The organism is Rhizobium sp. 268, assembly GCF_036571585.1.
Lineage (GTDB): Bacteria > Pseudomonadota > Alphaproteobacteria > Rhizobiales > Rhizobiaceae > Rhizobium > Rhizobium redzepovicii.
Map to the genome: position 1 here is coordinate 283,576 of NZ_JAPPSO010000001.1, position 23,643 is coordinate 307,218.

A 23,643-nucleotide genomic window follows, 5' to 3' on the forward strand; every position below is an offset into this window, starting at 1 on the left:
TGAGCCGGCGGTAGAAAACATGAGCGAAACGCGCCTTTATCCCGGGGTGAAAGATTTCGCTTCGGACAGTCTGTGGGTCGAAGCGGCCGGCTTGATACGGCATCCTTCCTATGGCAGCGCGCTTCTCGCCTATTGCGACGCGATGACTGCGCGCGTGCCAGAACTGCTGCCGGCGAACAAACTCTTTGCCCAGAAGCAGCGCTACCTCGTCTCCTTCATTCTGATCTGCCTTCATGTTCAGTGGCTTCAGTCGCGTGGCCCGGCGCCTTCGCTTGCGCTTCTTCAACGATCGGCACCCGGCAGCCCGCGCCAGATTGCCGCTTTAATCAGCGGGCTGCGCGACCGTGGTCTCGTCACGGCAAAATCGCTCGAGACGGATCGGCGAACACAAGTCCTGAAGCCTAGCCTGGAATTGATGCGGGAGATTGCCCAATCACCGCTCGCCATTCTGAGCTCATCGGAATTATTCGCACCTCTCCTGCCGATCCGGCCGGATGATCTGGCGACGGACGAGACCCTGCTGGCGCATTGGTTGGCGCTTTCGGCGGAGCGCTACGCGGTGAAGGATGACCTGTTCGGCCCATTTCCTCTAATCGTCCGCCACAGCGAAAGAGACGCCGGCCACCTTGTGTTTTGCGCCGTCATGGCCGAAGCCCTGCGCCAGCGTCAAGGCAAGGCAATCGCCGGAAGCCTGACCTATCGGGCTCTTGCCCAGCGCTTCGACGTCTCTCGCCAGCACATCAGCAATATCCTCGACGAGGCGGCCGAGAAAGGCTGGTATTGCATCTCTCCGGGCGGCGAACTGGCGCTGATGCCCGACGATACGCTCCTTCAGGTTGAGACCTGGGTAGCCGGGCAGATGGCGCATTATCGCCGCCTTGTCTTGGCGATCACCGGCAAATCGGCCGGGGTTGCCGCGGACGCCGGCGACATCGACCAAAAGTCCGACGTCTTATCCGACTGAATACCTAGATCCGGAACAGCCGGGCAGAACCTTCGTTTGGAAATCAGCTGCCCGCTGCGGCAGTCAGTCACAAACAAACGGAGGATACATCATGATGAAACTAACACATCTCGCCTTGGCAGCGGCATTTCTGGCCGGCACGGCCGTTTCCGGCTTCGCGCAATCGTCAAGCACGGTCGGCACCGGCGGTTCGTCGGCTGGCGGCGGAACTGCGAGCAGCACCGTCGGTACTGGTGGCAGCTCTGCCGGGGGCACCTGTCCTGCCGGCGCGACCAATTGCAATTCCGGCTCGTCCTCGACGATCGGCACCGGCGGCTCGTCGGCCGGTGGCGGCACCTCGAGCAGCACTGTCGGCACCGGCGGCTCTGCCGCGGGTTCAGGCTCCGGCTCGGGTTCTGCTTCGACGCTCGGCACAGGCGGTTCATCGGCCGGCGGCGGCACCTCGAGCAGCTCAGTCGGCACCGGCGGTTCTGCCGCGGGCTCGGGCGATGCGAACTCGGCCTCGAGTGTCGGAACCGGCGCCTCGTCTGCGGACGGCGACAAGACGGGCAGCACCGTCGGAACCGGCGGCAGTGCGGCTGGAACGTCGCATGACGACAAGGGCAAGAAGGGCTGCGCGCCCGGCCAGGTCAAGAAGGATGCCGCCGGCACCAAGGGCTGCTGACGCTATCGGCCGGCGCCTTTGCGGCGTCGGCCAAACCCTTGGAGATAAGACAATGACCCAGCTTTCCACAATCGCACTCAGCGCTTGCCTGGTCTTCGTCGCCGGGCAGACGATGTCGGAGGAGATCAAGCTCGACGACGGAACGACATGCACAATCGTCCAGTCACAGGCCGGAGATATGTCCACCACCGTGACGGCCGGCAACGGGCACGTGTCTTCGTCGACCACAACAGGCAGCGGTTCGGCCGGCTCCTCCTCTTCGTCGTCCGCCTCCGCCGGCTCGTCGGCGGGATCCGGAAGCGTCGACAGCTTTTCCACGGCAAGCATCACAAGGCCCGACGGCACCGTCATCACCAAACGTTCCGACGGCACCTGCTCAATGACGAAACCGACGAAATAGGAGAGGACAATGAAACATATCAACCTTATCGCAGCCGCCTCGATCGCGCTTCTCGCGTCGAGTTCGGTGGTTCTTGCGGAGGATTGCAATGCGGCCGGAACGGTCGGCACTGGCGGAAGCGCTTCGGCCGGCGGCACCTCGGCGAGCTCTGTGGGAACCGCAGGCACGTGCCGGACCGACGGTGGCACCACTTCCTCGATCGGATCGGGGGGAAGTGCAGCCACCATCGATGGCAAGGCGCAAAGCAAGACCCATGTCAACGATAATGGCGACAAGCTCAAGGCACAAACCAAGGCCCAGGCCGTCGACAAGGGGACGTTCAGCAAGTCCCGCACGAAGACCAGCACCGACGGCAGCTCGCTGGAAAGCACGACCCGCACCATGTCGCATGTTCCCGGCGAGAAGCCAGTCAAGAATACCACCAATCAGAAGATCATCCTGCCGGAACAGTAGGTTAGATGGGCTCGCCTCGCACAAACAAGGGCGAGCCCCTGGCCTTGGCGCAATGGCCTCCGGTGCTTAAGGCTCGGCCTTCTTCGAGCGCATTCAACTGCTCATCGCACGAGACAAACACTACAACCTGTTGTTTTTACGCGGATTCGCGAGGTCTCGCTGAGAAATCATTAAGCATGTTCCGATAATCTCAGGTTCTACATTAACGTGAGAACCCGACATGGCGTCGATCCAGCATAAGATCATCATTGCAAGCATCGCGATTTTCGCCTTGGCGGGCGGCGCCACAGGGGTCGGCATCTGGTCTGCCTCCACCCTTTCGGCCAACAGCGCCGATGTCGCCCAGTCGGCGCAAATTCTGCGCAACCACATGCAGGCCGATATGATGCATGACGCACTGCGCGCCGACGTGCTCGCCTCCCTGCTCGCATCCAACCCGGCAGCCGGCATAGACGCCGCCGCGGTGAAGGCGGATCTGGCGGAGCACGAGACATCGTTCCGCGAGATGATCGACGCCAACAAGGCTCTTGTCTCCGACGCAAAAACGAAAGCGGTCCTTGCCGGCATCGAACGTCCCCTGCTCGTCTATGTGGAAAGCGCCACGAAGATGGTCGATCTTGCGGGCAAGGATCCGGCGGCGGCGTTGAAGGCGCTGCCGGAATTCATGCAGCAGTTCTCGACATTGGAAACGGCCATGGAACAGGCCGGCGATCAGATCACCGCCGTATCGGATGATATTTCCGAGCGTAGCGCCGACATCAAAGCCTCTGTCGATATCACCCTCAAAGCCCTTCTGGCTTCGGCCGCGCTGTTCGCCTTCGGCCTCTATTTCCTGACCCGCAAGACCGTCACCAAGCCGATCCTTTCGCTTTCCAACGATATGCAAAGGCTCGCCGGCGGTGACACGACCATTGCCTGCACCGGGATCGGCCGCACTGACGAAATCGGCACGATGGCATCGGCTGTCGAAATTTTCCGTCAGGCGGCGATCGCCAACAAGCAGCTCGAGCAGGACTCCGAAACCGCCCGCTTGCAGGGCGAAACCGAGCGGGTCACGGCCCGCAAGCAGGCGGACGAGGATGCGGCCGAACGGCTGCGGGCGGCAACATCCGGTCTTGCCGCAGGCCTGAAGCGGCTTGCCTCCGGCGATCTCGCCTTCCAGATCGAAGAGCCCTTTGCCCCCGACTTCGAGAGCCTCCGGCATGATTTCAACATGTCGATCCGCCAGCTCGATCAGACGCTCGGCGCCATCGCAACGGCCATTGCCGCGATCGACGAAGGCACAAGGGAAATTGCATCCGGGGCCGGCGATCTGTCGAAACGCACCGAACAGCAGGCGGCCTCTCTCGAACAAACCGCCGCAGCGCTCGATCAGATCACCGCCAATGTCTCGAACTCCAGCAAGCGCACCGACGAGGCGCGCACCGAAGCGACGGACGCCAATCGCAACGCCGCCAAATCGGCGGAGGTCGTGTCGCATGCCGAAGAGGCCATGCGCCGCATCGAGGCCTCGTCGCAGCAGATCTCCAGCATCATCGGCGTGATCGACGAAATCGCCTTCCAGACCAACCTGCTGGCACTGAACGCCGGCGTCGAAGCGGCGCGCGCGGGAGAGGCCGGCAAGGGCTTTGCGGTGGTGGCCCAGGAAGTCCGCGAACTCGCCCAGCGCTCGGCGCAGGCGGCAAAGGAAATCAAGGGCCACATCCAGAAATCCTCGGTGGAAGTGGAAAGCGGCGTCAAGCTGGTTCTCGACACCAGCCAGGTGCTGAGCGCCATCAGCGAGCAGATCGCCCGCATCAACCAGCACATGGATGCCATTGCCGTATCGGCAAGAGAGCAGTCGACCGGCCTTGCCGAAGTCAATACCGCCGTCAACTCGATGGATCAGGTGACCCAGCAGAATGCGGCCATGGTCGAGCAATCGACCGCCGCATCCGGTCATCTGGCCGAGGAAGCCGCCAAGCTGCGCGAACTCGTTTCCCGCTTCAAGCTGCGCGCGACGGCGCCGGCGCAATTCGCACGACGGGCAGCTTGACGGCTTCACGGAAGCGATCCGGCAGCGACCGCGGAGCCGGTCGCTTGCCGCATCGCAGCCATGCTTGAGATCAGGTTGAGCTTTCGGCGGGCATCGTGTAAAGCCGCTGAATCCCCGGACAAGACCCAGATTTCCAGCAAGGCGTGAACATATGAACGGCTTCGATCTCATTATCTTCGATTGCGACGGTGTGCTCGTCGATTCCGAAATCATCGCCGCGGAAGTCGAATCCGCGCTTCTGACGGAGGCCGGATATCCGATCGGCGTCGAGGAAATGGGCGAACGCTTCGCCGGCATGACATGGCGCAATATCCTGCTGCAGATCGAGCGCGAAGCGAGCATCCCGTTTTCTGCCTCGCTGCTCGAGAAGTCCGAGCAACTGCTCGACGCCAGGCTGGCGAATGACGTCAAGGCCATTCCAGGCGTCGAATTCGCCGTCTCCAGGCTCTCGATGAAGCGCTGCATCTGCTCGAATTCGAGCACGAAGCGGCTCGACATGATGCTCGGCAAGGTGGGGCTGAAGCCGCTGTTTGCCCCCAATATCTTTTCCGCCAAGGATCTCGGGCCCGACCGGGCCAAGCCGAAGCCCGACATCTTCCTGCACGGCGCAAGTCAGATGGGTGTCTCGCCCGACAAGGTGGTCGTCGTCGAGGATTCCGTGCACGGCGTCCATGCGGCGCGCGCCGCCGGCATGCGCGTCATCGGCTTCACCGGCGCCTCGCACAGCTATCCCGCCCATGCCGACAAGCTGACCGATGCCGGCGCCGAAACGGCGATCTCCCGCATGAACGACCTGCCTGGTGTCGTCGCCGCGTTGGCGGCCTGGGAAGGCGTTCTCTGATCTGAGACAAGCAACGGCGCTCCGTCAGAAGCGGGAGCCGGCCGCCTTTTTCCGTCATTTTGGGGAAGGACGACAACGGTGCCTTCTGTCTTTCAAGACGGTCGATAAGATTTCTGGCGGCTGCAGGATTGATTTCTGCCAATTCGGCAATTCTGGTCAGAAGCCAGCGTTCGGCACTTTTGGAGAGACGGGCAGCCGGCATCAGCCAACCCGACGATGTCGAACTTCCGAAGCGTCAACGATCATCCGAGCCTTTTCAAGCACGTCGTCGAGATCGACGCTTTCCCCGCGGTCAAGTTCATCGAAGCCATGGGCATCCTGCAGCATCTCGGCGCCCTCATTCGCCAGATAGTGGTCGAGGGCTTTCAACATCACTCCGGTTCGATCTCGATCGAGAACCTGGGCGATGCGATCGAATGCTTCGACCGTCGACGTTGGCAACCTGAGAGAGATCTGCGATTTTTCCTTGGACAACATGACTTCGGTCCTCGCAGGGGGCGCATCTTCCCGAACGTGCTGCCGCATGCTTTTCCGATGAACCAGGAAGACCGAACTCACCGGGCGGCTTTAGCTGTTCTTCTTGGTCTTTGCCGGCTGGGTATCGAAGCCGATGTTGACGCGCACCAGGGCGCCGGCGCCGACGGGCATTTTGATGCCGTCCTTGCGGAAGATCACCTGGGTGCCCGGCGCGCCCGCCGGGATCTCGGTCGGGAATTTGGTGACTTCGGAATAGAGCACGGTCTCGCCGTCGAGGATGGTGACGCGGATCGGCAGGGTCACCGGGCCGGGAGCGCCGGCCGGGCCGGTGATGAGGCGCAACTGGGCAACGATGGTCATCGTCAGGTTCGCCTCGTTCAGCGTGCACTGGCGGGTGTAATCGCCGAAGGACGCCTGGAAGACGATCTGCTGCGCATCGTCCTTCTTGCCCTTGGCATAGGTGCGGAAGATCGCATCCTGGTCGCGCATGAAGATCTGCGGGCAGGCGCCCTGGACGACGGGGGCGACGGCGCCCTGCGCGGTCTTTGCGGTGCCGATCGAAGGATTGTTCGAGGTCGGATTGGCCGGCGCCAGCGGCATGATCTGGGCGGTGCCGTTCGACTGCGCCGGCGCCGCCGACTTGCTGTCGCCGCCGATGCCCAGCGTATCGCAGCCGGCGAGCAAGGCAAGAATGGAAGCGGAGACGATGAGACGCGAGACCTTGCCGAGCACTATGTTCCACCCTTTGCACAAGCGTTTCTTGGAGGCCCCATGTCTTTTGCGCGAGGCCTTTCATGACGGTTTGCGATGGTCTATATCAGCGGCGCAAACAAAAATCGATTGGGTACGCGCCGTTTTGATGCACTTTTCGCCCCCGGATGCGGGCAACTTCAACAAGATAACGGCGATGGTATGGCCGCAAGCGCAGCGCTGGCCGGTTTCCGGCTGCGCGAGCCACGGCCCGGCCCGGCCGAACTTCCTCCAGCGATAGATCAAGGATGATGAACGTGGACTATATCTCGACCCGCGGCGAGGCCCCTGCCCTCGGCTTTTGCGACGCCCTGCTGACGGGGCTGGCGCGCGACGGCGGGCTCTATGTTCCCCGGGAATGGCCGCAGTTTTCGAAGAAAGAAATCCGGGCGCTGCGCGGCAAGAGCTATCAGGAAATCGCCTTCACCATCCTTTCGCCCTTCACCAATGGCGAGATCCCCGCGGCGACTTTCCGAGCGATGATCGACGAGGCCTACGGCACCTTCCGCCATCCGGCGATCGCGCCGCTCGTGCAGACCGGGCCGAACAGTTTTGTCATGGAGCTGTTCCATGGCACGACGCTCGCCTTCAAGGATGTGGCGATGCAGCTGCTGGCCCGGCTGATGGATTACGCGCTGGAGAAGCGCGGCAAACGGGCGACGATCGTCGGCGCCACTTCGGGCGATACCGGCGGGGCGGCGATCGACGCGTTCGCGGGGCGCGAGCGTACCGACATCTTCATTCTCTTCCCGCATGGCAAGGTCTCGCCGGTGCAGCAGCGGCAGATGACGACATCGACGGCCGCCAATGTGCATGCGCTTGCCGTCGAGGGCAATTTCGACGATTGTCAGAACCTCGTCAAAGCGATGTTCAACGACGCGGCGTTCCGCGACAAGGTCGGCCTCTCCGGCGTCAACTCGATCAACTGGGCGCGCATCATGGCCCAGATCGTCTATTATTTCACGACCGCCGTGGCGCTCGGCGGGCCGGACCGGAAGATCTCGTTCACGGTGCCGACCGGCAATTTCGGCGATATCTTTGCCGGCTACGGCGCCAAGCGCATGGGCCTGCCGATCGACCGGCTGGTGATCGCCACCAATGAGAACGACATCCTGGAGCGGACGCTGAAGACCGGCCGCTACGACATGAAGGCGGTCAAGGCGACAAGCTCGCCTTCGATGGACATCCAGATCTCGTCGAATTTCGAACGGCTGCTGTTCGAAGCCTATGGGCGCGACGCCTCGAAGGTGCGCGCGGCCATGGAAAGCCTCAAACAATCCAATGGCTTCGAGATCGGCGAGCAAGCGCTGAAGGCGATCCGCCGCGACTTCCGGGCCGGTCGCGCCAGCGAAAAACAGGTGGCCGAGACGATCCGCACGACATATGCCGAGACCGGTTATCTGCTCGATCCGCATTCGGCGATCGGCGTCTTCGTCGCCAGGAAGAAGGAAAAGCCGAATACGCCGATGGTGACGCTTTCGACCGCGCATCCGGCGAAATTCCCGGCCGCCGTAAAATCGGCCTGCGGTATTGACCCGGCGCTTCCGACGTGGCTTGCTGATCTGATGCACAGGGAGGAGCGCTTCCAGATCATCGAACCGGAGCTGAAAGCCGTAGAGACCTTTATCGGCAAACACGCCCGCGGCAAGACGACGGCAGGCGCAGAAAGATAGCCAATGACAGTTGAGTGCACCCGGCTGAAATCCGGGCTGACAGTAGTCACAGAAACCATGCCGCACCTTGAAAGCGTTGCGCTCGGAGTCTGGATCAAATCGGGATCGCGTAACGAGACGGCAGACGAGCACGGCATCGCCCATCTGCTAGAACACATGGCCTTCAAGGGAACGGGACGCCGCAGCGCCCGCCAGATCGCCGAGGAAATCGAGGACGTCGGCGGCGAAGTCAACGCCGCCACTTCAACCGAGACCACCTCCTACTACGCCCGCGTGCTGAAAGACCACGTGCCGCTCGCCGTCGATATCCTCGCCGACATCCTGACGGAATCGGCCTTCGAGGAGGAGGAGCTGGAGCGCGAGAAGCAGGTGATCCTGCAGGAGATCAACGCCGCCAACGACACGCCCGACGACGTGGTGTTCGACCGGTTCTCCGAGGTCGCCTATCGCGACCAGACGCTCGGCCGAGCCATCCTCGGCACGCCGGAGACCGTCGTCTCCTTCACGCCGCAGCAGATCCGCGGCTATCTCGGCCGCAACTACACGACCGACCGCATGTTCGTCGTCGCCACCGGCGCCGTCGAGCATGACGAATTCCTGCGCATGGTCGAGGATCGTTTCGCCAGCCTGCCGAGCGAGCCTTCGGCGCCGCCGGTCATGGAAGCGGCGCGCTATATCGGCGGCAGCGTGCGCGAACCGCGCGATCTGATGGACGCGCAGATCCTGCTCGGCTTCGAGGGCAAGCCCTACCATGCCCGCGATTTCTACTGTTCGCAGATTCTCGCCAATATCCTCGGCGGCGGCATGTCCTCCAGGCTGTTCCAGGAAGTGCGCGAATTCCGCGGTCTCTGTTATTCGGTCTATGCCTTCCACTGGGGCTTTTCCGACACCGGCATCTTCGGCATTCATGCTGCGACCGGCGGCGAAAATCTGCCGGAGCTGGTGCCCGTCATCATCGACGAGCTGCACAAATCCGCCGATCAGATCCACCAGAAGGAAATCGAGCGCGCCCGCGCCCAGATCCGCGCCCAGTTGCTGATGGGCCAGGAAAGTCCGGCGTCGCGCGCCGGCCAGATCGCCAGGCAGATGATGCTTTACGGCCGGCCGATCTCCAATATGGAGATGATGGAACGGCTCGAGGGCATCACCATCGAGCGGCTGACCGATCTCGCCGGCCGGCTGTTCTACGACACGGTGCCGACGCTTTCGGCGATCGGTCCGCTGGAACAGCTCGCGCCGATAGAAGACATCACCGCGTCGCTTTCGGTCCCGGCACCGAAAACGATGCAGGCCGGCCGCTGAGCCGGCGTTCGTCCTGCCGGGAGTGATGGATGCCAAAATCGGTGTTTCGGTTTCTGTCGCGGCAGCCGGATGCGGTCGAGCTGGAAAACGACCGATATCTCTTGCGCCTGCCGCGCTACCAGGATTTCAACCAATGGCACCGGCTGCGCGCCGAAAGCCGCAAGTTCCTGGAGCCCTGGGAGCCGACCTGGCGGCGCGACGAGCTGACGGAAGGCGCCTACCGCGCCCGCGTCATCCGCGGCAAGCAGGAATATGCCTCGGGCCAGGCAATCCCGCTGTTCATTTTCCTCAAGGAAAACCACGCCCTCGTCGGCGGCATCACCATCGGTTATATCAGGCGGGGCGCGGCACAAAGCTGCATGATCGGCTACTGGATGGGCGAGCGCCATGCCGGCCAGGGGCATATGTTCGCCGCCCTTCAAATGGTTATTCCTTATATCTTCACCGGGCTTGAGTTGCACCGTATCGAAGCAGCCTGTATTCCAGATAACGCGCGCAGCATCCGCCTGCTTGAAAAGGCCGGGTTTCAGCAGGAAGGTTATCTGCGCGGATACTTGAAGATCAACGGTCAGTGGCATGACCATGTGATGTTTTCACGTCTCGCCACCGATACGGATAAAGGCAGGAAAACCGACAGCCGATGACCAGAGACCGCATGCTGCCCAAGTCACCGTCCGGACGTTTGATCGCGGTGATCGCAGCCTTTTTGCTGGCGGTGTTCGCCCTTTCGGCGGGCGCGGCCCAGGCGGCCGAACCGGTGAAGATTTCCCGTGACGACACCGCGCTCGACCTGACCGCGACGACCGAAATCTACGTCAACCAGGGCGAGGCCTTCCAGGTTTCGACGGCGGCCGGCGCCGACGGTATCCGCCGGCGCATCGAGGTCAGGGCAAGCTCTGAAAATCACCAGGGCGACTGGGCGGTGTTCGCGCTCGCCAACGTCTCGGAGGAACAGCTGGAGCGGGTCATCGTCGCGCCGCATTTCCGGCTGGTCAATTCCAAGCTGTTCTGGCCGGATCTCGGCTCGCAGCGCATCAGCGCGATTACGCCCAGCGAAGGTTTCGCGCTCGACCGGCAGCCGAGCGACGAGGCCGACGTCTTCCGCATCACGCTGAACCCCGGCGCCGTCATCACCTTCGTCGCCGAACTGTCGACGCCGGAGCTGCCGCAGATCTACCTTTGGGAACCGAACGCCTACAAGGACACGATCAACGCCTTCACGCTCTACCGCGGCATTGTGCTCGGCATTGCCGGCCTGCTGGCGGTGTTCCTGACCATCCTCTTCGTCGTCAAGGGCACCTCGATGCTGCCGGCGACCGCAGCCCTTGCCTGGGCGGTGCTCGGCTATATCTGCGTCGACTTCGGCTTTCTCGGCAAGCTGATCAGCGTGGCCTCGGCCGACCAGCGAATATGGCGCGCCTGCGCCGAGGTGGCGCTGGCCTCCAGTTTCGTCATCTTCCTGTTCACCTATTTGAACCTCAACCGCTGGCATGCGCATCTCGGCTACGCGACGCTCGCCTGGGTGCTCGGCCTTGCCCTGCTCTTCGGCGTCGCGATCTACGATCCGTCGATTGCCGCCGGCATCGCCCGGCTTTCCTTCGCCCTGACGGCGGCGACCGGGCTGCTGCTGATCGTCTATCTCGGCTTCAACCGCTACGACCGCGCCATCCTCTTGGTGCCCGCCTGGGCGCTGACGCTCGTCTGGCTGTTCGGCGCATGGCTGACGGTCACCGGACGGCTCGACAACGACATCATCCAGCCGGCCCTCGGCGGCGGCTTGGTGCTCATCGTGCTTCTGATCGGCTTCACCGTCATGCAGCACGCCTTTGCAGGCGGCGCCTTCCAGCAGGGGCTGTTTTCCGATCTCGAGCGGCAATCGCTGGCGCTGACCGGGTCCGGCGACATGGTGTGGGATTGGGACGTGGCGCGCGACCGCGTCGTCACCATTCCCGATGTTTCGACCAAGCTCGGCCTGTCCCCGGGCACCATGCATGGGGCGGCGCGCAACTGGCTGCCGCGGCTGCACCCAGACGATCGCGACCGCTTCCGCGCCACGCTCGACGTGCTGCTCGAACACCGGCGCGGCCGGCTGAACCACGAATTCCGCATCCGCGCCGAGGACGGGCATTTCCACTGGCTGCTGATCCGCGCCCGGCCGGTGCTCGGCTCGAACGGCGAAATCATCCGCTGCGTCGGCACGATCGTCGACGTCACCGAGCAGAAAAATTCCGTCGAGCGGCTGCTGCACGATGCGCTGCATGACAATCTCACCGGCCTGCCGAACCGGCAGGTGTTCCTCGACCGGCTGCAGGCGGTGCTGGCGCTGGCGCCGGGTGGCGATACGCTCAAGCCCACCGTGATGGTGATCGACATCGACCGCTACAAGCTGGTCAATGATGCACTCGGCGTCGCTGCCGGCGACAATATCCTGATTGCGCTGACCCGGCGCCTGCGCCGGCTGTTGAAGCCGCAGGACACGCTGGCGCGGCTCGCCGGCGACCAGTTCGGCCTGATCCTGGTGTCCGAGCACAATCCGGCCAAGGTCGCCGATTTCGCCGATGCGATCAGCAAGGCGATCATGGTGCCGATCAACTTCGCCAACCGCGAGATCATCCTGACGGCGTCGATCGGCCTGACCTCCTGGGTCGACCGGCAGGAGAGCGCCAGCGGCCTGCTCAGCGATGCCGAGCTTGCCATGTACCGGGCAAAACGGGCCGGCGGCAACCGCGTCGAGCCGTTCCAGCCGGCCTTCCGCGACTTCGGCACCGACCGGCTGCAGCTCGAAACGGATCTGCGCCGCGCCATCGAGCGCAAGGAATTGTCGATGGTCTACCAGCCGATCGCCCGGCTTGAAGATGTCGAGGTCGCCGGTTTCGAAGCGCTGATGCGCTGGGAACATCCCAAACGCGGCAATATTCCGCCCTCCGAATTCATCCCGATCGCCGAGGCCTCCGATCTCATCGGCCCGCTCGGCATGTTCGCGCTGGAGCAGGCGACCAACGATCTGATGAGCTGGCAGAACCAGACCGGCGAATTGCCGATCTTCGTGTCGATCAACCTGTCGAGCGTGCAGCTGCTCAACAACGAGCTCTATGACGACGTGCGCTCGGTTCTCGCCAAGACCCATTGCCAGCCCGCCCGCCTCAAGCTCGAACTGACCGAGTCCATGGTGATGGAAAATCCGGAACAGGCCCGCCTCGTGCTGCAGAAGCTGAAGGAAGCCGGCATAGGCCTGGCGCTCGACGATTTCGGCACCGGCTATTCCTCGCTCGCCTATCTGACCCGCTTCCCCTTCGACATGATCAAGCTCGACAAGGCCCTGGTGCGCGACGGCAGCGACAAGAAGGCGACCGTGCTCCGCTCGGTCATCGCAATGGCGCGCGAACTTGAAATGAAGGTGGTGGCCGAAGGGATCGAATCCAACGAGGATGCGATCGAGCTCGCCAAGATGGGCTGCAACTACGGGCAAAGCTATCTGTTCGGCCCGCCGATCGCCTCGGAATCCGTGCTGCGACTGCTGCGGGAACGGTTTCCGCTAACCAAGCGGGCGTGAGATGGCCTGCCGGTTTCAGCGGTTGCCGGCCTCGGCGGCAAAGGTCACCTTTGGCCACTATACCAACCACATGGTCGTCTTGCTTTCTCACATTTGAGGGGCCACGCATGAATGTGCAAGCCGAAGTCGACCTTCCAACTCAGAAACAAAAGTGGGCTTGGGCATCGGCGGCGTTGCTTTGTGTTCTGACATCGCCAGTTTTCCTCGTTCTGAAAACACTCGCTTTTATGATGGGCCTGAATTCGTTCCTGTTTTTTTTCGGGGCATTCCTCGTCATCTCTGTCGTGGGGTTTTCTTCTTGCTCCGGTGTCGGTGGTTTGGAGTGGGTATATAGCGGTGACCGAGGTCATTCTTGGGCTTTCGGAAGACCACAAATACTTCTTGTGCTGTTCGTCGAAAAACCGATTTGAAGCAGAATTTGGTTCATTCGTGCCAGTTTTGATGTTTCCGGCAGGAATGACGAGCTGCCTACTTCTAGCTCGGTTTTTGTTTTGGAAATCCCTCACGCTCCAACAAATGATATTGGTTGTCGCGGTCTCGACCGTGATCGCGCAAGGTCTGTTGTGGTACTACGAATGGCAAGAGGTGATTGTGAAATGTTCGGCCGTTCAGTGTAATTTCTGAAATGATTTGCGCTTACCAAGCGGCCTGAGCGGCCAGTCTCAGCGCTCGACGGGAACGCCGAGACCGACCTTCACCCGATCCATCGCGACGAAGGTCCGGAAGCGCTTGACGTTGTTGTTGCCGAAGAACAGCCGCCGCGTCAGCGCTTCGTAATCGGCCATTGCGGGAACGACGATGACCAGGATGAAATCCGCCTCGCCGGTGACGTAGTAGCATTGCTGGATTTCCGGCGCGGCTGCGAACTGGCTTTTGGCCTGTTCGATCTGTTTTGCCGTTTCGCTGATAACCTCCACCTCGACGAAGATGGTGATCGATTGGCCGAGCGCTGCAGGGTCGAGAACGGCGACGTTTGCCCGGATGACCCCATCCTCCGTCATACGCTTGATCCGGCGCTGGACGGCGGGCGCGGACAGGCCGACGGCTTCGCCGATCGTGCGCTGCGGCGTGGTATTGTCCCTTTGCAGGATCGCCAGGATTTTGTGATCGAAAGCATCCAAGGGAGATTTTAGCGGCCGGCTCAGAACGGGGCTCCAACGAAACAAAATTGCAAAACCAAGCCCGAAATACAGCGCCTTTTTCACCTCGCCTGCAATATGTTTTAGCCGAACAATTGAAATGAGGCGCTCATGTTTCTGCTGAACACCAATGCCGACTACCGCCAGCCCCTCGACCCGCGGGACGCCGAAATCCTCGGGATGGAGGCGGCAGACGCCGTCGAGCGCCACCTGACATTCCGGGAAAACCATGCGGAAACGCCGCTCGTCGCCTTGCCGACGCTGGCGGCCGAACTCGGTGTCGGCTCGATCCATGTGAAAGACGAGGGCCACCGACTCGGCCTTGGGAGTTTCAAGGCGCTTGGCGGTGCCTATGCCGTGATCCGTCTGGTCCTCGAGGAAGCAGCAAGGAGGCTCGGCCGTCCCGTCGATGTCTCCGAATTGCATTCTTCCGATGTGCGAGAGGTGGCCGAGACGATGGCCGTCGCCTGCGCCACCGACGGCAATCACGGCCGGTCGGTGGCCCAGGGCGCGCAGCTTGTGGGAGTCCGGGCGGCGATATTCGTGCATGCCGGCGTTAGCGACGAACGCGTCGCCGCCATCGCCCGCTTCGGCGCCGAGATGATCCGTGTGGCCGGCACCTATGACGATTCCGTTCGGGAGGCGGCGCGCATGGCTGAGCAAAAGGGCTGGACCATCGTCTCGGACACCTCATGGCCCGGCTATGAGCGCATTCCCGGGCTGGTGATGCAGGGCTACACCGCCCTTATCAGGGAAGCGCTCAGGGCAATGCCGCGGCCGCCCACCCATGTCTTCCTCCAGGCAGGCGTCGGCGGGATTGCCGCGACCGTCGCAGGCCACATGGCCATCGCCTTCGGCGAGGAACGCCCGACCTTCACAGTCGTCGACCCCGCCCGCGCCGCCTGCCTGTTCGAAACGGCGCGCGCCGGACATCCGGTGACCGTTGCCCATGGCGAGCCGACCGTCATGGCGATGCTCGAATGCTACGAACCGTCCCTCGTCGCCTGGCGTATCCTCTCCCGCGTCGCCGACGCGTTCATGACCGTTGACGAAGACGAGGCGATCTCGGTGATGAAACGGCTTGCCGATCCGGCTGGAACCGACCCGGCGATTGTCGCCGGCGAAAGCGGCGGCGTCGGGCTTGCCGGGCTGATCCGCGCTGCCGGCGATCCCGCGATCAGGCAAGCCCTGTCTCTCGACGGCCATTCGCGCATATTGCTGGTGAACACTGAAGGCGCGACCGATCCCGGCAAATATCAAGAGATCGTCGGGCGATCACCGGCCGCGGTCGCCGCGAAATTCAAGACCGGAGCTTCAGCATGAGCCGCCGTTCAATCGATCCGGCGCGTCTGCTCAGGCGCATCTCCACGCTCGGCGAGATCGGCCGCGATGCGGAGGGACGGCTTGTCCGATTGGCGGCCTCCGATAGCGAAAAGCTGGGGCGCGATCAGTTTGTTGCCTGGCTTGAGGAAGCCGGACTGGAGGTTGCGGTCGACCATATCGGCAACATCTTCGGCATCTGGAATGGCGCGGGCGGGGAGGAAAAGCCGATTATGATCGGCTCTCACATCGACACGGTGATCAATGCCGGCATCTATGACGGATGTTATGGCGTGCTGGCCGGCCTGGAGGTGATCCAGACGCTGAAAGACGAAGGGTTCGAACCGTCGCGCCCGATTGTCGTTGCCGCCTTCACCAATGAGGAAGGGGTGCGCTATGCGCCTGATATGATGGGTTCGCTGGTCTATTCCGGAGGCCTCGATGTCGCCGCCGCGCTGAAGACGTTGGGCACCGACGGCACTCTGCTCGGCGATGAACTGGCGCGGATCGGCTATGCCGGCACCCATGCGCCCGGCTTCATGACGCCGCACGCCTATGTCGAACTGCATATCGAGCAGGGTCCCGTTCTCGAAAGGGAGGGCGTATCGGTCGGCGCGGTCGAGAACCTGCAGGGCATTTCCTGGCAGAGGGTGACCATCGACGGCGATGCGAACCATGCAGGCACGACACCGATCTCGATGCGCCGGGACGCCGGATACGCGGCGGCCCGCGTCATCGCCTTTCTGCGGGACCGGGCGAAATCCTCGAACACCCCGACGGTCGCGACCGTCGGCTGCATCGCTTTCGAGCCGAACGCCATCAATGTCATTCCCTCTCGCGCGACGTTCACGGTCGATCTGCGTGATCCGGACGAAGACCGCCTGAAGGAAGAGGAAGCCGCGCTCGCTGCCTTCCTCGAGCTGCTTTCGGCCGAGGAAAAGGTCGGCATTTCAGCCGAGCGGCTGGCGCGGTTCGAGCCGGTCAAGTTCGATCCGGCGATCGTTCGGCTGATCGAAGCGGCCGCCGGGGATCGCGGCCTGGCGTGCGGGCGCATGACATCGGGCGCCGGCCATGATGCCCAGATGATCGCCCGCATCGCGCCAAGCGCGATGATCTTCGTTCCCAGCCGCAGCGGCATCAGTCACAATCCGAAGGAGTTCACGACAGACGTAGACCTCATCGCGGGAGCGAATATCCTCCTCGACGTCGTTTGCGGACTCGCAACAGGGGAATTGCCCGAATGACCATGGACAGCCGGACGCTGGAACAGGACATGACCGCCTGGAGGCACGAGCTCCACAGCCATCCCGAATTCGGCTTCGAGGAGAAGCGGACGGCGGCTTTCGTCGCCCGGAAACTGCGGGAGTTCGGGCTCGACGAGGTCGTCGAAGGTGTCGGCGGCACCGGGGTTGTCGGAACGCTCCGGCGCGGCGGCGGCAACCGCTCCATCGCGCTCCGCGCCGATATGGATGCCCTGAGGATCACCGAACAGGGCGATCGGCCCTATCGCTCGCAGACCGAAGGCCTGATGCATGCCTGCGGCCATGACGGCCATACGGCGATGCTGCTTGGCGCCGCCAGGATGCTGGCCGAGGACGGCGATTTCGACGGCACCGTCCGGTTCATTTTTCAGCCGGCCGAGGAATGGGGCAAAGGCGCCTTGGCGATGCTCGGCGACGGCCTGATGACGCGTTTTCCCTTCGACGAAATCTACGGGCTGCACAACATGCCGGGTCTTCCGCTCGGCGTTTTCCAGACCCGCGCCGGCGCGATCATGTCGGCGGAGGATAATTTCGAGATCGTGCTCAAGGGCGTCGGCGGACACGCCGCGCGTCCGCACTCCGGCAACGAAGTCCTGGTCGCCGCCTGCGCATTGGTGACGAACCTCCAGACCATCGTTTCCCGGCGGCTCGACCCGACCGATATCGGCGTCGTCTCGGTGACCGAACTTCTGACCGACGGCACCCGCAACGCCCTGCCCGGGCTGGCGCGCATCCTGGGCGATGCCCGCAGCTACCGTCCCGAGGTCAGCGCGGCGATCGAGAAGCAGATGCGCCTGATCGCCGAGGGGACGGCGCTCGCCCACAATGTCGCGGCCGAGGTGAATTATACCCGGGAATTCATCCCCCTGCTCAACGATGCCGCCCTGGCCGAGGAGGCCTTTGCCGCAGCCCGCAGCGTCTTCCCGTCCGAAAACGTCAAGGTCCGGCGCGAGCCGATGACCGGATCGGAAGACTTCGCTCGGTTTCTCGACCATGTCCCCGGCTGCTTCGTCTTCCTCGGCAATGGCGAAGGTTCGGCGCCGCTGCACAATCCGAATTACGATTTCAACGACGGCGGACTGATCCACGGCGCCACGTTCCACACGAGCATCGTCCGCCGGCGCCTGAGCGCAAGCTGACATCCGCCGTCTTTCACCCCAGCAGGGAGCAACATCATGGCCCATTCACTGAACACCTCCTCCGTTTCAAGTTCGGCCGGCCCCAATCAGCCGAAGCTGGAAACCGAAGAAATCTGGCGTGCGCGCGCCGATCTCGCCGCCTGTTTCCGCATGGCGGCGCACTACGGAATGGAGGAAGGCATATGCAATCACTTCTCCGCCGTCGTGCCGGGCTATGACGACCTGTTCCTCGTCAATCCTTACGGCTACGCGTTCAGCGAGCTGACCGCATCCATGCTGCTGGTCTGCGATTTTCATGGTCACGTCGTTGCCGGAGAGGGAAAGCCGGAAGCGACCGCCTTTTACATTCACGCCCGCATTCATAAGAACATTCCCAGGGCAAAGGCTGCTTTTCATACGCACATGCCCTATGCCACCGCACTTTCGATGACGGAGGGCGAGCCGCTCATCTTCGCCGGCCAGACCGCCCTGAAATTCTACGGGCGCACCGCGGTGGATTCGAACTATAACGGCCTCGCATTGGACGAGCGCGAGGGCGATCGCATCGCCTCGGCGATCGGCGATGCCGACATCGTCTTCATGAAGCATCATGGCGTCATGGTCTGCGGCCCCAGCATAGCGGAAGCCTGGGACGACCTCTATTATCTCGAAAGAGCCTGCAAAGTTCAGACCCTTGCCCTGTCGACCGGGCGAAAGGTCCTGCCTGTCGCTCCGGAGATCGCCGAGGCGGCCTATCTGCAGATGCGTGAAGGCGATCCGGAGTCCGCACGCCTCCATCTCGAATCGATCAAGCGCACGCTCGACCGGACGCAGCCCGAATTTAGAAACTGACGGCCAGCCTCTCCAGCGCGTGAGGTTTCAGCCACGCGTTGCGGGCGGTTCGATCGCCAATCAATTCCAGCGCGAGCACGGTTTGACGACCCGCCGCGACTGCGGCCTTCCCTTCCAATGATGGCCATTGACCTGCGGCCTGCGATGTGCGCCTCTCATTGCTTGCACAAGGAAAATTCCATGCTCAAGTTTCTGCTCACCCTCTCCCTGGGTGTTTTTTGCGTCTCGCCGCTTCAGGCCGGCGAACTCACTCCCGTCACCAAGAGCTGCCTGCCGGGGGACAAACAGCGGCACTGCGAGCGCTGGGTCAAGGATTTCAAGACGGCCATGGATCTGGCGTATAAGGGCGATCACGGCGCCCAGGTGACCGTCGCCTTCTGCCTGTCCACAGGCTGCCATGGCGCAGTCGCCATCGACAAGGTCGCCTCCTGCAGCTGGCATCTCGTCATCGCCAATTCGGGTGCCGCGACGGTGCTCGACAGTTCCAACACCAGGAACACCTGCCGGCCGATGACGCCGGCTGAGAAAGACGAAGCCCGCGCGCTGGCGAGCGATCTCGTCCAGAAGATCTACAAACGGCCTCTGGTCAAGACCGACCAGATGTAATCTGCCCGGGTCCTGGCTCGCGCCGCAACGTCTGCGTGAAAATAAATCTCGTTGCTCTCCCGGCTTTCGCCGCTATTCTCCACCCAAAAGAAAATCGGGCCAAAGAAAATCGGCCAAAGAAAATCGGGAGGACCACTGATGATCCTGCACTGCGTATTCCTGCGGCTGAAGACCGCAATGACGAACGAAGACAAGCAGTCGCTGTTCGAAGCGATCGCCGCATTGAAACAGGTCATTCCGGGCGTAGTGGATATCAAGTACGGGCCGAATGTTTCGCCCGAAGGGCTGCATGGCGGCTTCGTCGACGGTTTTGCCGTGACCTTTGAAAGCCCCGAGGCCCGCGACGCCTATCTCATCCATCCCGAGCATGTGGCTGTTGGCGAGCGCATCGTCTCGTCGACGGATGGAGGCCTCGCCGGCATCCTGGTCTTCGACCTCAATTTGTAAGGGCCGCAGGATAAACCTGCAGCCCTCGATGCCTCAGCTCGACTTCGCCATGGCGGCGGCGAGCTGGTCGACATTGTATTTGAACATTTTCTCATAGGTCGGCGCCGGCCCCTTGGCGTCGGACAGGGATTCGACATAGAGCTCGCCGCCCGGCTCGGCACCGGTTGCCTTGGCGACCTGCTTGACCAGCCGCGGATCGTTGGAACTCTCGAAGAAATAGGCTTTCACATGCTCGCCCTTGATCTGCTCGATCAGCTTGGCGACGTCGGCGGCCGAGGCCTCGCTTTCGGTGGACAGACCAAGCGGCGCCAGGAAGCTGACATTATATTCGCGGCCGAAATAGCCGAAGGCATCATGGCTGGTCAGCACCTTACGGCGATCGTCGGCCACCTTGTCGAATTTCGCGTGGGCGTAGGCGTTCAATTCATCCAACGTCTTTGTGTACTTCTCGGCATTGGCCTTGAAGGCGGCGGCGTCCGTGGGATCGGCCGATGACAGCGCCTTTTCGATATTGGCGACCCAGATCTTGACGTTGACGGGGCTGTTCCAGACGTGCGGATCGGTGATTTTTTCGCCGTCCTCTTCCATGGTGCGGGTGTTGATGCCTTCGGAAACGGTGACCGGCTTGCCCTTGTAACCCGAGGCGGAGATCAGCCGGTCCATCCAGCCTTCCAACCCCTCGCCGCTGACGAAGGTTACCTGCGCCGCGTTCAAATTCTTCGCATCGGCCGGCGACGGCTCGAATTCATGGGGGTCGCCGTTCGGCCCGACAAGGCTCGTCACCTTGACGTGCTCGCCGCCGACCTGTTTCACAACATCGGCAAGCACGGTGAAGGACGCCACAACCTTCAGCGTTTCGGCGGAGGCGGGCATGGCCGACAGCGCCATCAAAGCGGGGATTGCTGCGGAGAGAAGCAGTCTGTGCGATGTCATCGAAGTCTCCTTGGGATCAGCCCTTCAAATGCGGGCGGGGAAAGAAGCGCCAGGCCAGGCCGGAGGGCGCGAAAAGAATAGAAAGGCCGTAGAGGATCGCCGCCGTCATGATGATCGTCGGGCCGGAGGCGAGTTCGAGATGGTAGGAGGCGATCAGGCCAAGATAGCCGGATGCGGCGGCACTTGCGGCTGATATCGCCATCATCACCGACAGACTGCGCGACCAGAGCTGGGCGACTGCTGCCGGCAGCATCATCAGGCCGACCGCCATCAGCGTGCCGAGCGCCTGGAAGCTGGCGACGAGGTTCAGCACCACGAGCAGCAGGAAGAGCACGTGATAGACCGGCCCGCGCCCACCGACGGCGCGCAGAAAACCCGGATCGAAACATTCGGCCACCAGCGGCCGGTAGATTAAGGCGAGGATGACGAGGGTCAGCGAGGTGACCGCGCCGATCAGATAAAGGGCGGGCGCATCGATCGCCAGGATGGTGCCGAAGAGCACATGCAGGAGATCGATATTCGAGCCGCGCAGCGAGACGATCAGCACGCCGAGCGCCAGCGACGCGAGATAGAAGCTGGCAAAGCTTGCATCCTCCTGCAGCACGGTCATCCGGCTGACGGCGCCGGAAAGCAGCGCCACCGACAGGCCGGCGATCAGCCCGCCGAGGCCCATCGCCGTCAGCGACAGCGAGCCGGCGACGAGGTAACCGATGGCAGCCCCCGGCAGCACGGCATGGCTCATCGCGTCGCCCATCAGGCTCATGCGCCGCAGCATCAGGAAGACGCCGATCGGGCCGGAGCCGAGCCCGAGGCAGAGGCAGGCGATGAGCGCGCGGCGCATGAAACCGTAATCGGCAAAGGGCGCGAGGAAGAGATCGTAGGCCGTCATGCCGCCGGCGCCTCTTCGGGTGCGCAGGCATTCGCATCCTCATCCCAGCGCTCGGCCATGGCGCGCGCCTTCAGGAGATTGACGGAGGACATGACCTCTGCGGTCGCACCCCAGCCGACAAGCTCGCGGGCAAGCAGCAGGGTTTGCGGGAAGTGGGCGCGGACGAGCTCGAAATCGTGCAGCACGGCGATCACCGTGCGGCCCTCGCCGTGCCAGCGGGTGACGATATCGATGAGGTCCCTGGTCGTGCGGGCATCAATCGCCGTAAACGGCTCGTCGAGCAGGATGATGCCGGCATCCTGCAGCATCAGGCGGGCAAAGAGCACGCGTTGGAACTGGCCGGCCGACAGCGACCCGACATGGCGGCGGCCGAAGCCTTCGAGGCCGACGGCGGAGAGCGCCTCGCCTGCCCTTTTCACCTCGGCGGGCGCGATGCGGCCGAAGGCTCCCGTCTTCTTCCAGGCACCGAGCATGACGGTGTCAATGACCGAGATCGGAAAGCGGCGGTCGATCTCGGCCGCCTGCGGGAGATAACCGAATTCCGCCCGCCCCAGCCGGTGCTCGACCCTGCCTTCGGCGGGGCGAAGCTCGCCCATGATCGCCTTCAGCAGCGTCGACTTGCCCGCCCCGTTCGGCCCGGCGATCGCCGTCAGACTACCCGAGGCGAAGGCGCCGGTGACATGATGGATGGCGGGATGCCTGTTATAGGCGACGGTCAAATTCTCCAGACGGATCAGCGGCGTCATGGCAACAGAACCGCCCAGTGGATCGCCAGCCAGAGCACGGCAATGACCAGCGCCATGCCGATCACCCTAGATAAAGCCGACTGTCCCAGCAGGCTGACGGAGGGGCGATCGGGGCTCGGCGGCATGGCGCATCCTACAATGTAATAACATTACGGTTATGTTATAACGATTGGGGCGAGATTGAGGCGAGGAGCACGGGGTTATTCACACAATTGAAAAGGGCGATAAACGGTCGCCCTTTATCTGTCAGGATGCTCGTAGTTGCAGCGCTCCGCTGTCCTTGCTTCAGAAGCCACCCCACCCCGAGGATCCACTCTCGCCTCCATCAGCACCGTGCATGGATCCCAGGCTCAGGGCCTGGGGTGACGGAGGTTTGGGATGCGTTTCTGCCAAACTCCCCGCCGGCGCAGCGGATGGCGCATCGAGCCCGAAGCGAAAGTTCGCTGTCGCGGATGGCCGCTACATGCCGAAACGGCTGTGGAAATCCCGACCCCTGCAGCGTGCTCGAGAAAGGGCGAACCGCCCCTATGCCCATACCCTCAGCGCCCGCTCCATCCGGTCCGCGGCGTAGGTGACGAGATAGGCGATCACCATGTAGATGACGACGGCGATCAGGAAGGCTTCGAGATAGTAGAAGTTCAGCGCCGCGGTCAATTGCGACTGCGCGAAGATGTCGACGACCTCGATCGCAAATCCCAGCGACAGCGCCTTCATGATCACCATGATGGAGTTGGCAAGATCCGGGATGGCCGCGACGATGACCTGCGGCAGCATCACCCGGCGGAACACCTGGCTGCGCTTGTAGCCCAGGGAGTAGGCCGCATCGGCCTGACCGTTGTCGAAGGAGTTGAGGGCGCCCTTCACGACTTCCGCCTGGAAGGCTGCGACGCAGGCGGTCAGGGCGACGATGAGCGTGATCCAGTTCGGCGTCGAGTGGCCGTTATAGTCGATGCCGACGAGCGAGGTCAGGAACTGCAGCGTCGGCGGCAGGCCGTAATAGGCGAGGAAGATCACGATCACCATCGGAACGCCCTTGAAGACGACCTTGTAGGCGACGACCAGTTCCCGAAGCAGCGGGACCCGCCGGTATTCCACCATCGCAAAAAGGCTGCCGACGATCGTAGAAAAGACGAAGATGCCAAGCGCCATGGCGAGCGTCACCGGGACCGCGCCGAGGATGTCCCAGAGATCGGGCAGAAGGACTTCGGAATCGAACATG

26 protein-coding genes are annotated in these 23,643 nt (G+C 62.7%); 18 read left to right on the forward strand and 8 right to left on the reverse strand.

Annotated features, from left to right (window positions below; genetic code table 11):
• The first annotated feature begins 19 nt into the window (after window positions 1-19).
• The 6 genes from OS035_RS01570 to OS035_RS01595 all read left to right on the forward strand — a co-directional run bounded on the left by OS035_RS01570 (window position 20) and on the right by OS035_RS01595 (window position 5,357).
• Window positions 20-964, forward strand: a complete 945-nt coding sequence (locus tag OS035_RS01570; RefSeq protein WP_331813299.1) for a MarR family transcriptional regulator — start codon at window positions 20-22, stop codon at window positions 962-964.
• A 91-nt stretch (window positions 965-1,055) separates the two neighbouring features.
• Window positions 1,056-1,628: a hypothetical protein gene (locus tag OS035_RS01575; RefSeq protein WP_097624134.1), complete on the forward strand. Its 573-nt coding sequence runs from the start codon at window positions 1,056-1,058 to the stop codon at window positions 1,626-1,628.
• 52 nt (window positions 1,629-1,680) lie between these two features.
• Window positions 1,681-2,028, forward strand: a complete 348-nt coding sequence (locus OS035_RS01580; RefSeq protein WP_097624133.1) for a hypothetical protein — start codon at window positions 1,681-1,683, stop codon at window positions 2,026-2,028.
• A gap of 9 nt (window positions 2,029-2,037) precedes the next feature.
• Window positions 2,038-2,481: a hypothetical protein gene (locus OS035_RS01585; RefSeq protein WP_183777319.1), complete on the forward strand. Its 444-nt coding sequence runs from the start codon at window positions 2,038-2,040 to the stop codon at window positions 2,479-2,481.
• A gap of 220 nt (window positions 2,482-2,701) precedes the next feature.
• Window positions 2,702-4,516 carry a methyl-accepting chemotaxis protein gene (locus OS035_RS01590; RefSeq protein WP_183777318.1) on the forward strand — a complete coding sequence of 605 codons (1,815 nt, stop codon included), beginning with the start codon at window positions 2,702-2,704 and terminating at the stop codon, window positions 4,514-4,516.
• A 151-nt stretch (window positions 4,517-4,667) separates the two neighbouring features.
• The gene (locus tag OS035_RS01595) at window positions 4,668-5,357 is read left to right on the forward strand and encodes an HAD family hydrolase (RefSeq protein ID WP_097624130.1); all 690 of its coding nucleotides are present in this window, start codon (window positions 4,668-4,670) and stop codon (window positions 5,355-5,357) included.
• A 201-nt stretch (window positions 5,358-5,558) separates the two neighbouring features.
• Here OS035_RS01595 and OS035_RS01600 read toward each other — a convergent pair whose 3' ends face one another.
• Both OS035_RS01600 and OS035_RS01605 read right to left on the reverse strand, forming a co-directional pair.
• A complete protein-coding gene (locus OS035_RS01600) occupies window positions 5,559-5,834 on the reverse strand; it encodes a CopG family ribbon-helix-helix protein (protein WP_097624129.1) in 276 nt (91 codons plus the stop codon).
• Between the two features lie 90 nt (window positions 5,835-5,924).
• Window positions 5,925-6,569, reverse strand: a complete 645-nt coding sequence (locus OS035_RS01605) for a hypothetical protein (protein ID WP_179867057.1) — start codon at window positions 6,567-6,569, stop codon at window positions 5,925-5,927.
• Window positions 6,570-6,641: 72 nt separating this feature from the next.
• Between OS035_RS01605 and OS035_RS01610 the strand changes: the two genes are divergently transcribed.
• The 6 genes from OS035_RS01610 (at window position 6,642) to OS035_RS01635 (ending at window position 13,522) form a co-directional block, all read left to right on the forward strand.
• The gene (locus OS035_RS01610) at window positions 6,642-6,836 is read left to right on the forward strand and encodes a hypothetical protein (RefSeq protein WP_165503941.1); all 195 of its coding nucleotides are present in this window, start codon (window positions 6,642-6,644) and stop codon (window positions 6,834-6,836) included.
• Entirely contained in the window at window positions 6,833-8,257 is a 1,425-nt protein-coding gene (thrC, locus tag OS035_RS01615) for a threonine synthase (RefSeq protein WP_097624126.1), read from the forward strand. Before OS035_RS01610 ends, thrC begins: the two co-directional genes overlap by 4 nt.
• Before the next feature lie 3 nt (window positions 8,258-8,260).
• Window positions 8,261-9,559 (forward strand): M16 family metallopeptidase, encoded by a 1,299-nt coding sequence (locus OS035_RS01620; protein WP_331813300.1) that lies wholly within the window; start codon window positions 8,261-8,263, stop codon window positions 9,557-9,559.
• A 29-nt stretch (window positions 9,560-9,588) separates the two neighbouring features.
• Window positions 9,589-10,203: a GNAT family N-acetyltransferase gene (locus OS035_RS01625; protein ID WP_097624124.1), complete on the forward strand. Its 615-nt coding sequence runs from the start codon at window positions 9,589-9,591 to the stop codon at window positions 10,201-10,203.
• Complete coding sequence (locus OS035_RS01630) at window positions 10,200-13,112, forward strand: sensor domain-containing phosphodiesterase (RefSeq protein WP_064837171.1); 2,913 nt, start codon at window positions 10,200-10,202, stop codon at window positions 13,110-13,112. The genes OS035_RS01625 and OS035_RS01630 overlap by 4 nt, the downstream gene beginning before the upstream one ends.
• Before the next feature lie 107 nt (window positions 13,113-13,219).
• On the forward strand, window positions 13,220-13,522 hold the full coding sequence (locus tag OS035_RS01635) for a hypothetical protein (RefSeq protein WP_239619821.1): 303 nt from the start codon (window positions 13,220-13,222) through the stop codon (window positions 13,520-13,522).
• Window positions 13,523-13,774: 252 nt separating this feature from the next.
• On the opposite strand, the gene OS035_RS01640 is transcribed toward OS035_RS01635, so the two are convergent.
• Entirely contained in the window at window positions 13,775-14,257 is a 483-nt protein-coding gene (locus OS035_RS01640) for an Lrp/AsnC family transcriptional regulator (RefSeq protein ID WP_097624182.1), read from the reverse strand.
• Window positions 14,258-14,362: 105 nt separating this feature from the next.
• Between OS035_RS01640 and OS035_RS01645 the strand changes: the two genes are divergently transcribed.
• The 6 genes from OS035_RS01645 (at window position 14,363) to OS035_RS01670 (ending at window position 19,856) form a co-directional block, all read left to right on the forward strand.
• Complete coding sequence (locus OS035_RS01645) at window positions 14,363-15,574, forward strand: diaminopropionate ammonia-lyase (protein ID WP_097624123.1); 1,212 nt, start codon at window positions 14,363-14,365, stop codon at window positions 15,572-15,574.
• Window positions 15,571-16,815, forward strand: a complete 1,245-nt coding sequence (locus tag OS035_RS01650; protein ID WP_131711373.1) for a Zn-dependent hydrolase — start codon at window positions 15,571-15,573, stop codon at window positions 16,813-16,815. The genes OS035_RS01645 and OS035_RS01650 overlap by 4 nt, the downstream gene beginning before the upstream one ends.
• Entirely contained in the window at window positions 16,812-17,972 is a 1,161-nt protein-coding gene (locus OS035_RS01655; RefSeq protein WP_331813301.1) for a M20 aminoacylase family protein, read from the forward strand. The genes OS035_RS01650 and OS035_RS01655 overlap by 4 nt, the downstream gene beginning before the upstream one ends.
• A gap of 36 nt (window positions 17,973-18,008) precedes the next feature.
• On the forward strand, window positions 18,009-18,803 hold the full coding sequence (locus OS035_RS01660; protein ID WP_183777312.1) for an aldolase: 795 nt from the start codon (window positions 18,009-18,011) through the stop codon (window positions 18,801-18,803).
• 180 nt (window positions 18,804-18,983) lie between these two features.
• A complete protein-coding gene (locus OS035_RS01665) occupies window positions 18,984-19,409 on the forward strand; it encodes a hypothetical protein (protein ID WP_097624119.1) in 426 nt (141 codons plus the stop codon).
• A 138-nt stretch (window positions 19,410-19,547) separates the two neighbouring features.
• Window positions 19,548-19,856 carry a Dabb family protein gene (locus OS035_RS01670; protein WP_097624118.1) on the forward strand — a complete coding sequence of 103 codons (309 nt, stop codon included), beginning with the start codon at window positions 19,548-19,550 and terminating at the stop codon, window positions 19,854-19,856.
• Between the two features lie 33 nt (window positions 19,857-19,889).
• On the opposite strand, the gene OS035_RS01675 is transcribed toward OS035_RS01670, so the two are convergent.
• The 5 genes from OS035_RS01675 to OS035_RS01695 all read right to left on the reverse strand — a co-directional run bounded on the left by OS035_RS01675 (window position 19,890) and on the right by OS035_RS01695 (window position 23,642).
• Window positions 19,890-20,789 carry a metal ABC transporter substrate-binding protein gene (locus OS035_RS01675; protein WP_097624117.1) on the reverse strand — a complete coding sequence of 300 codons (900 nt, stop codon included), beginning with the start codon at window positions 20,787-20,789 and terminating at the stop codon, window positions 19,890-19,892.
• A 16-nt stretch (window positions 20,790-20,805) separates the two neighbouring features.
• Window positions 20,806-21,678 (reverse strand): metal ABC transporter permease, encoded by an 873-nt coding sequence (locus OS035_RS01680; RefSeq protein WP_310806779.1) that lies wholly within the window; start codon window positions 21,676-21,678, stop codon window positions 20,806-20,808.
• Entirely contained in the window at window positions 21,675-22,424 is a 750-nt protein-coding gene (locus OS035_RS01685; protein ID WP_310806780.1) for a metal ABC transporter ATP-binding protein, read from the reverse strand. The genes OS035_RS01680 and OS035_RS01685 overlap by 4 nt, the downstream gene beginning before the upstream one ends.
• Window positions 22,421-22,549 carry a hypothetical protein gene (locus OS035_RS01690; RefSeq protein ID WP_261315743.1) on the reverse strand — a complete coding sequence of 43 codons (129 nt, stop codon included), beginning with the start codon at window positions 22,547-22,549 and terminating at the stop codon, window positions 22,421-22,423. Before OS035_RS01690 ends, OS035_RS01685 begins: the two co-directional genes overlap by 4 nt.
• Before the next feature lie 400 nt (window positions 22,550-22,949).
• A complete protein-coding gene (locus OS035_RS01695) occupies window positions 22,950-23,642 on the reverse strand; it encodes an amino acid ABC transporter permease (protein WP_018245131.1) in 693 nt (230 codons plus the stop codon).
• Window position 23,643 lies beyond the last annotated feature (1 nt).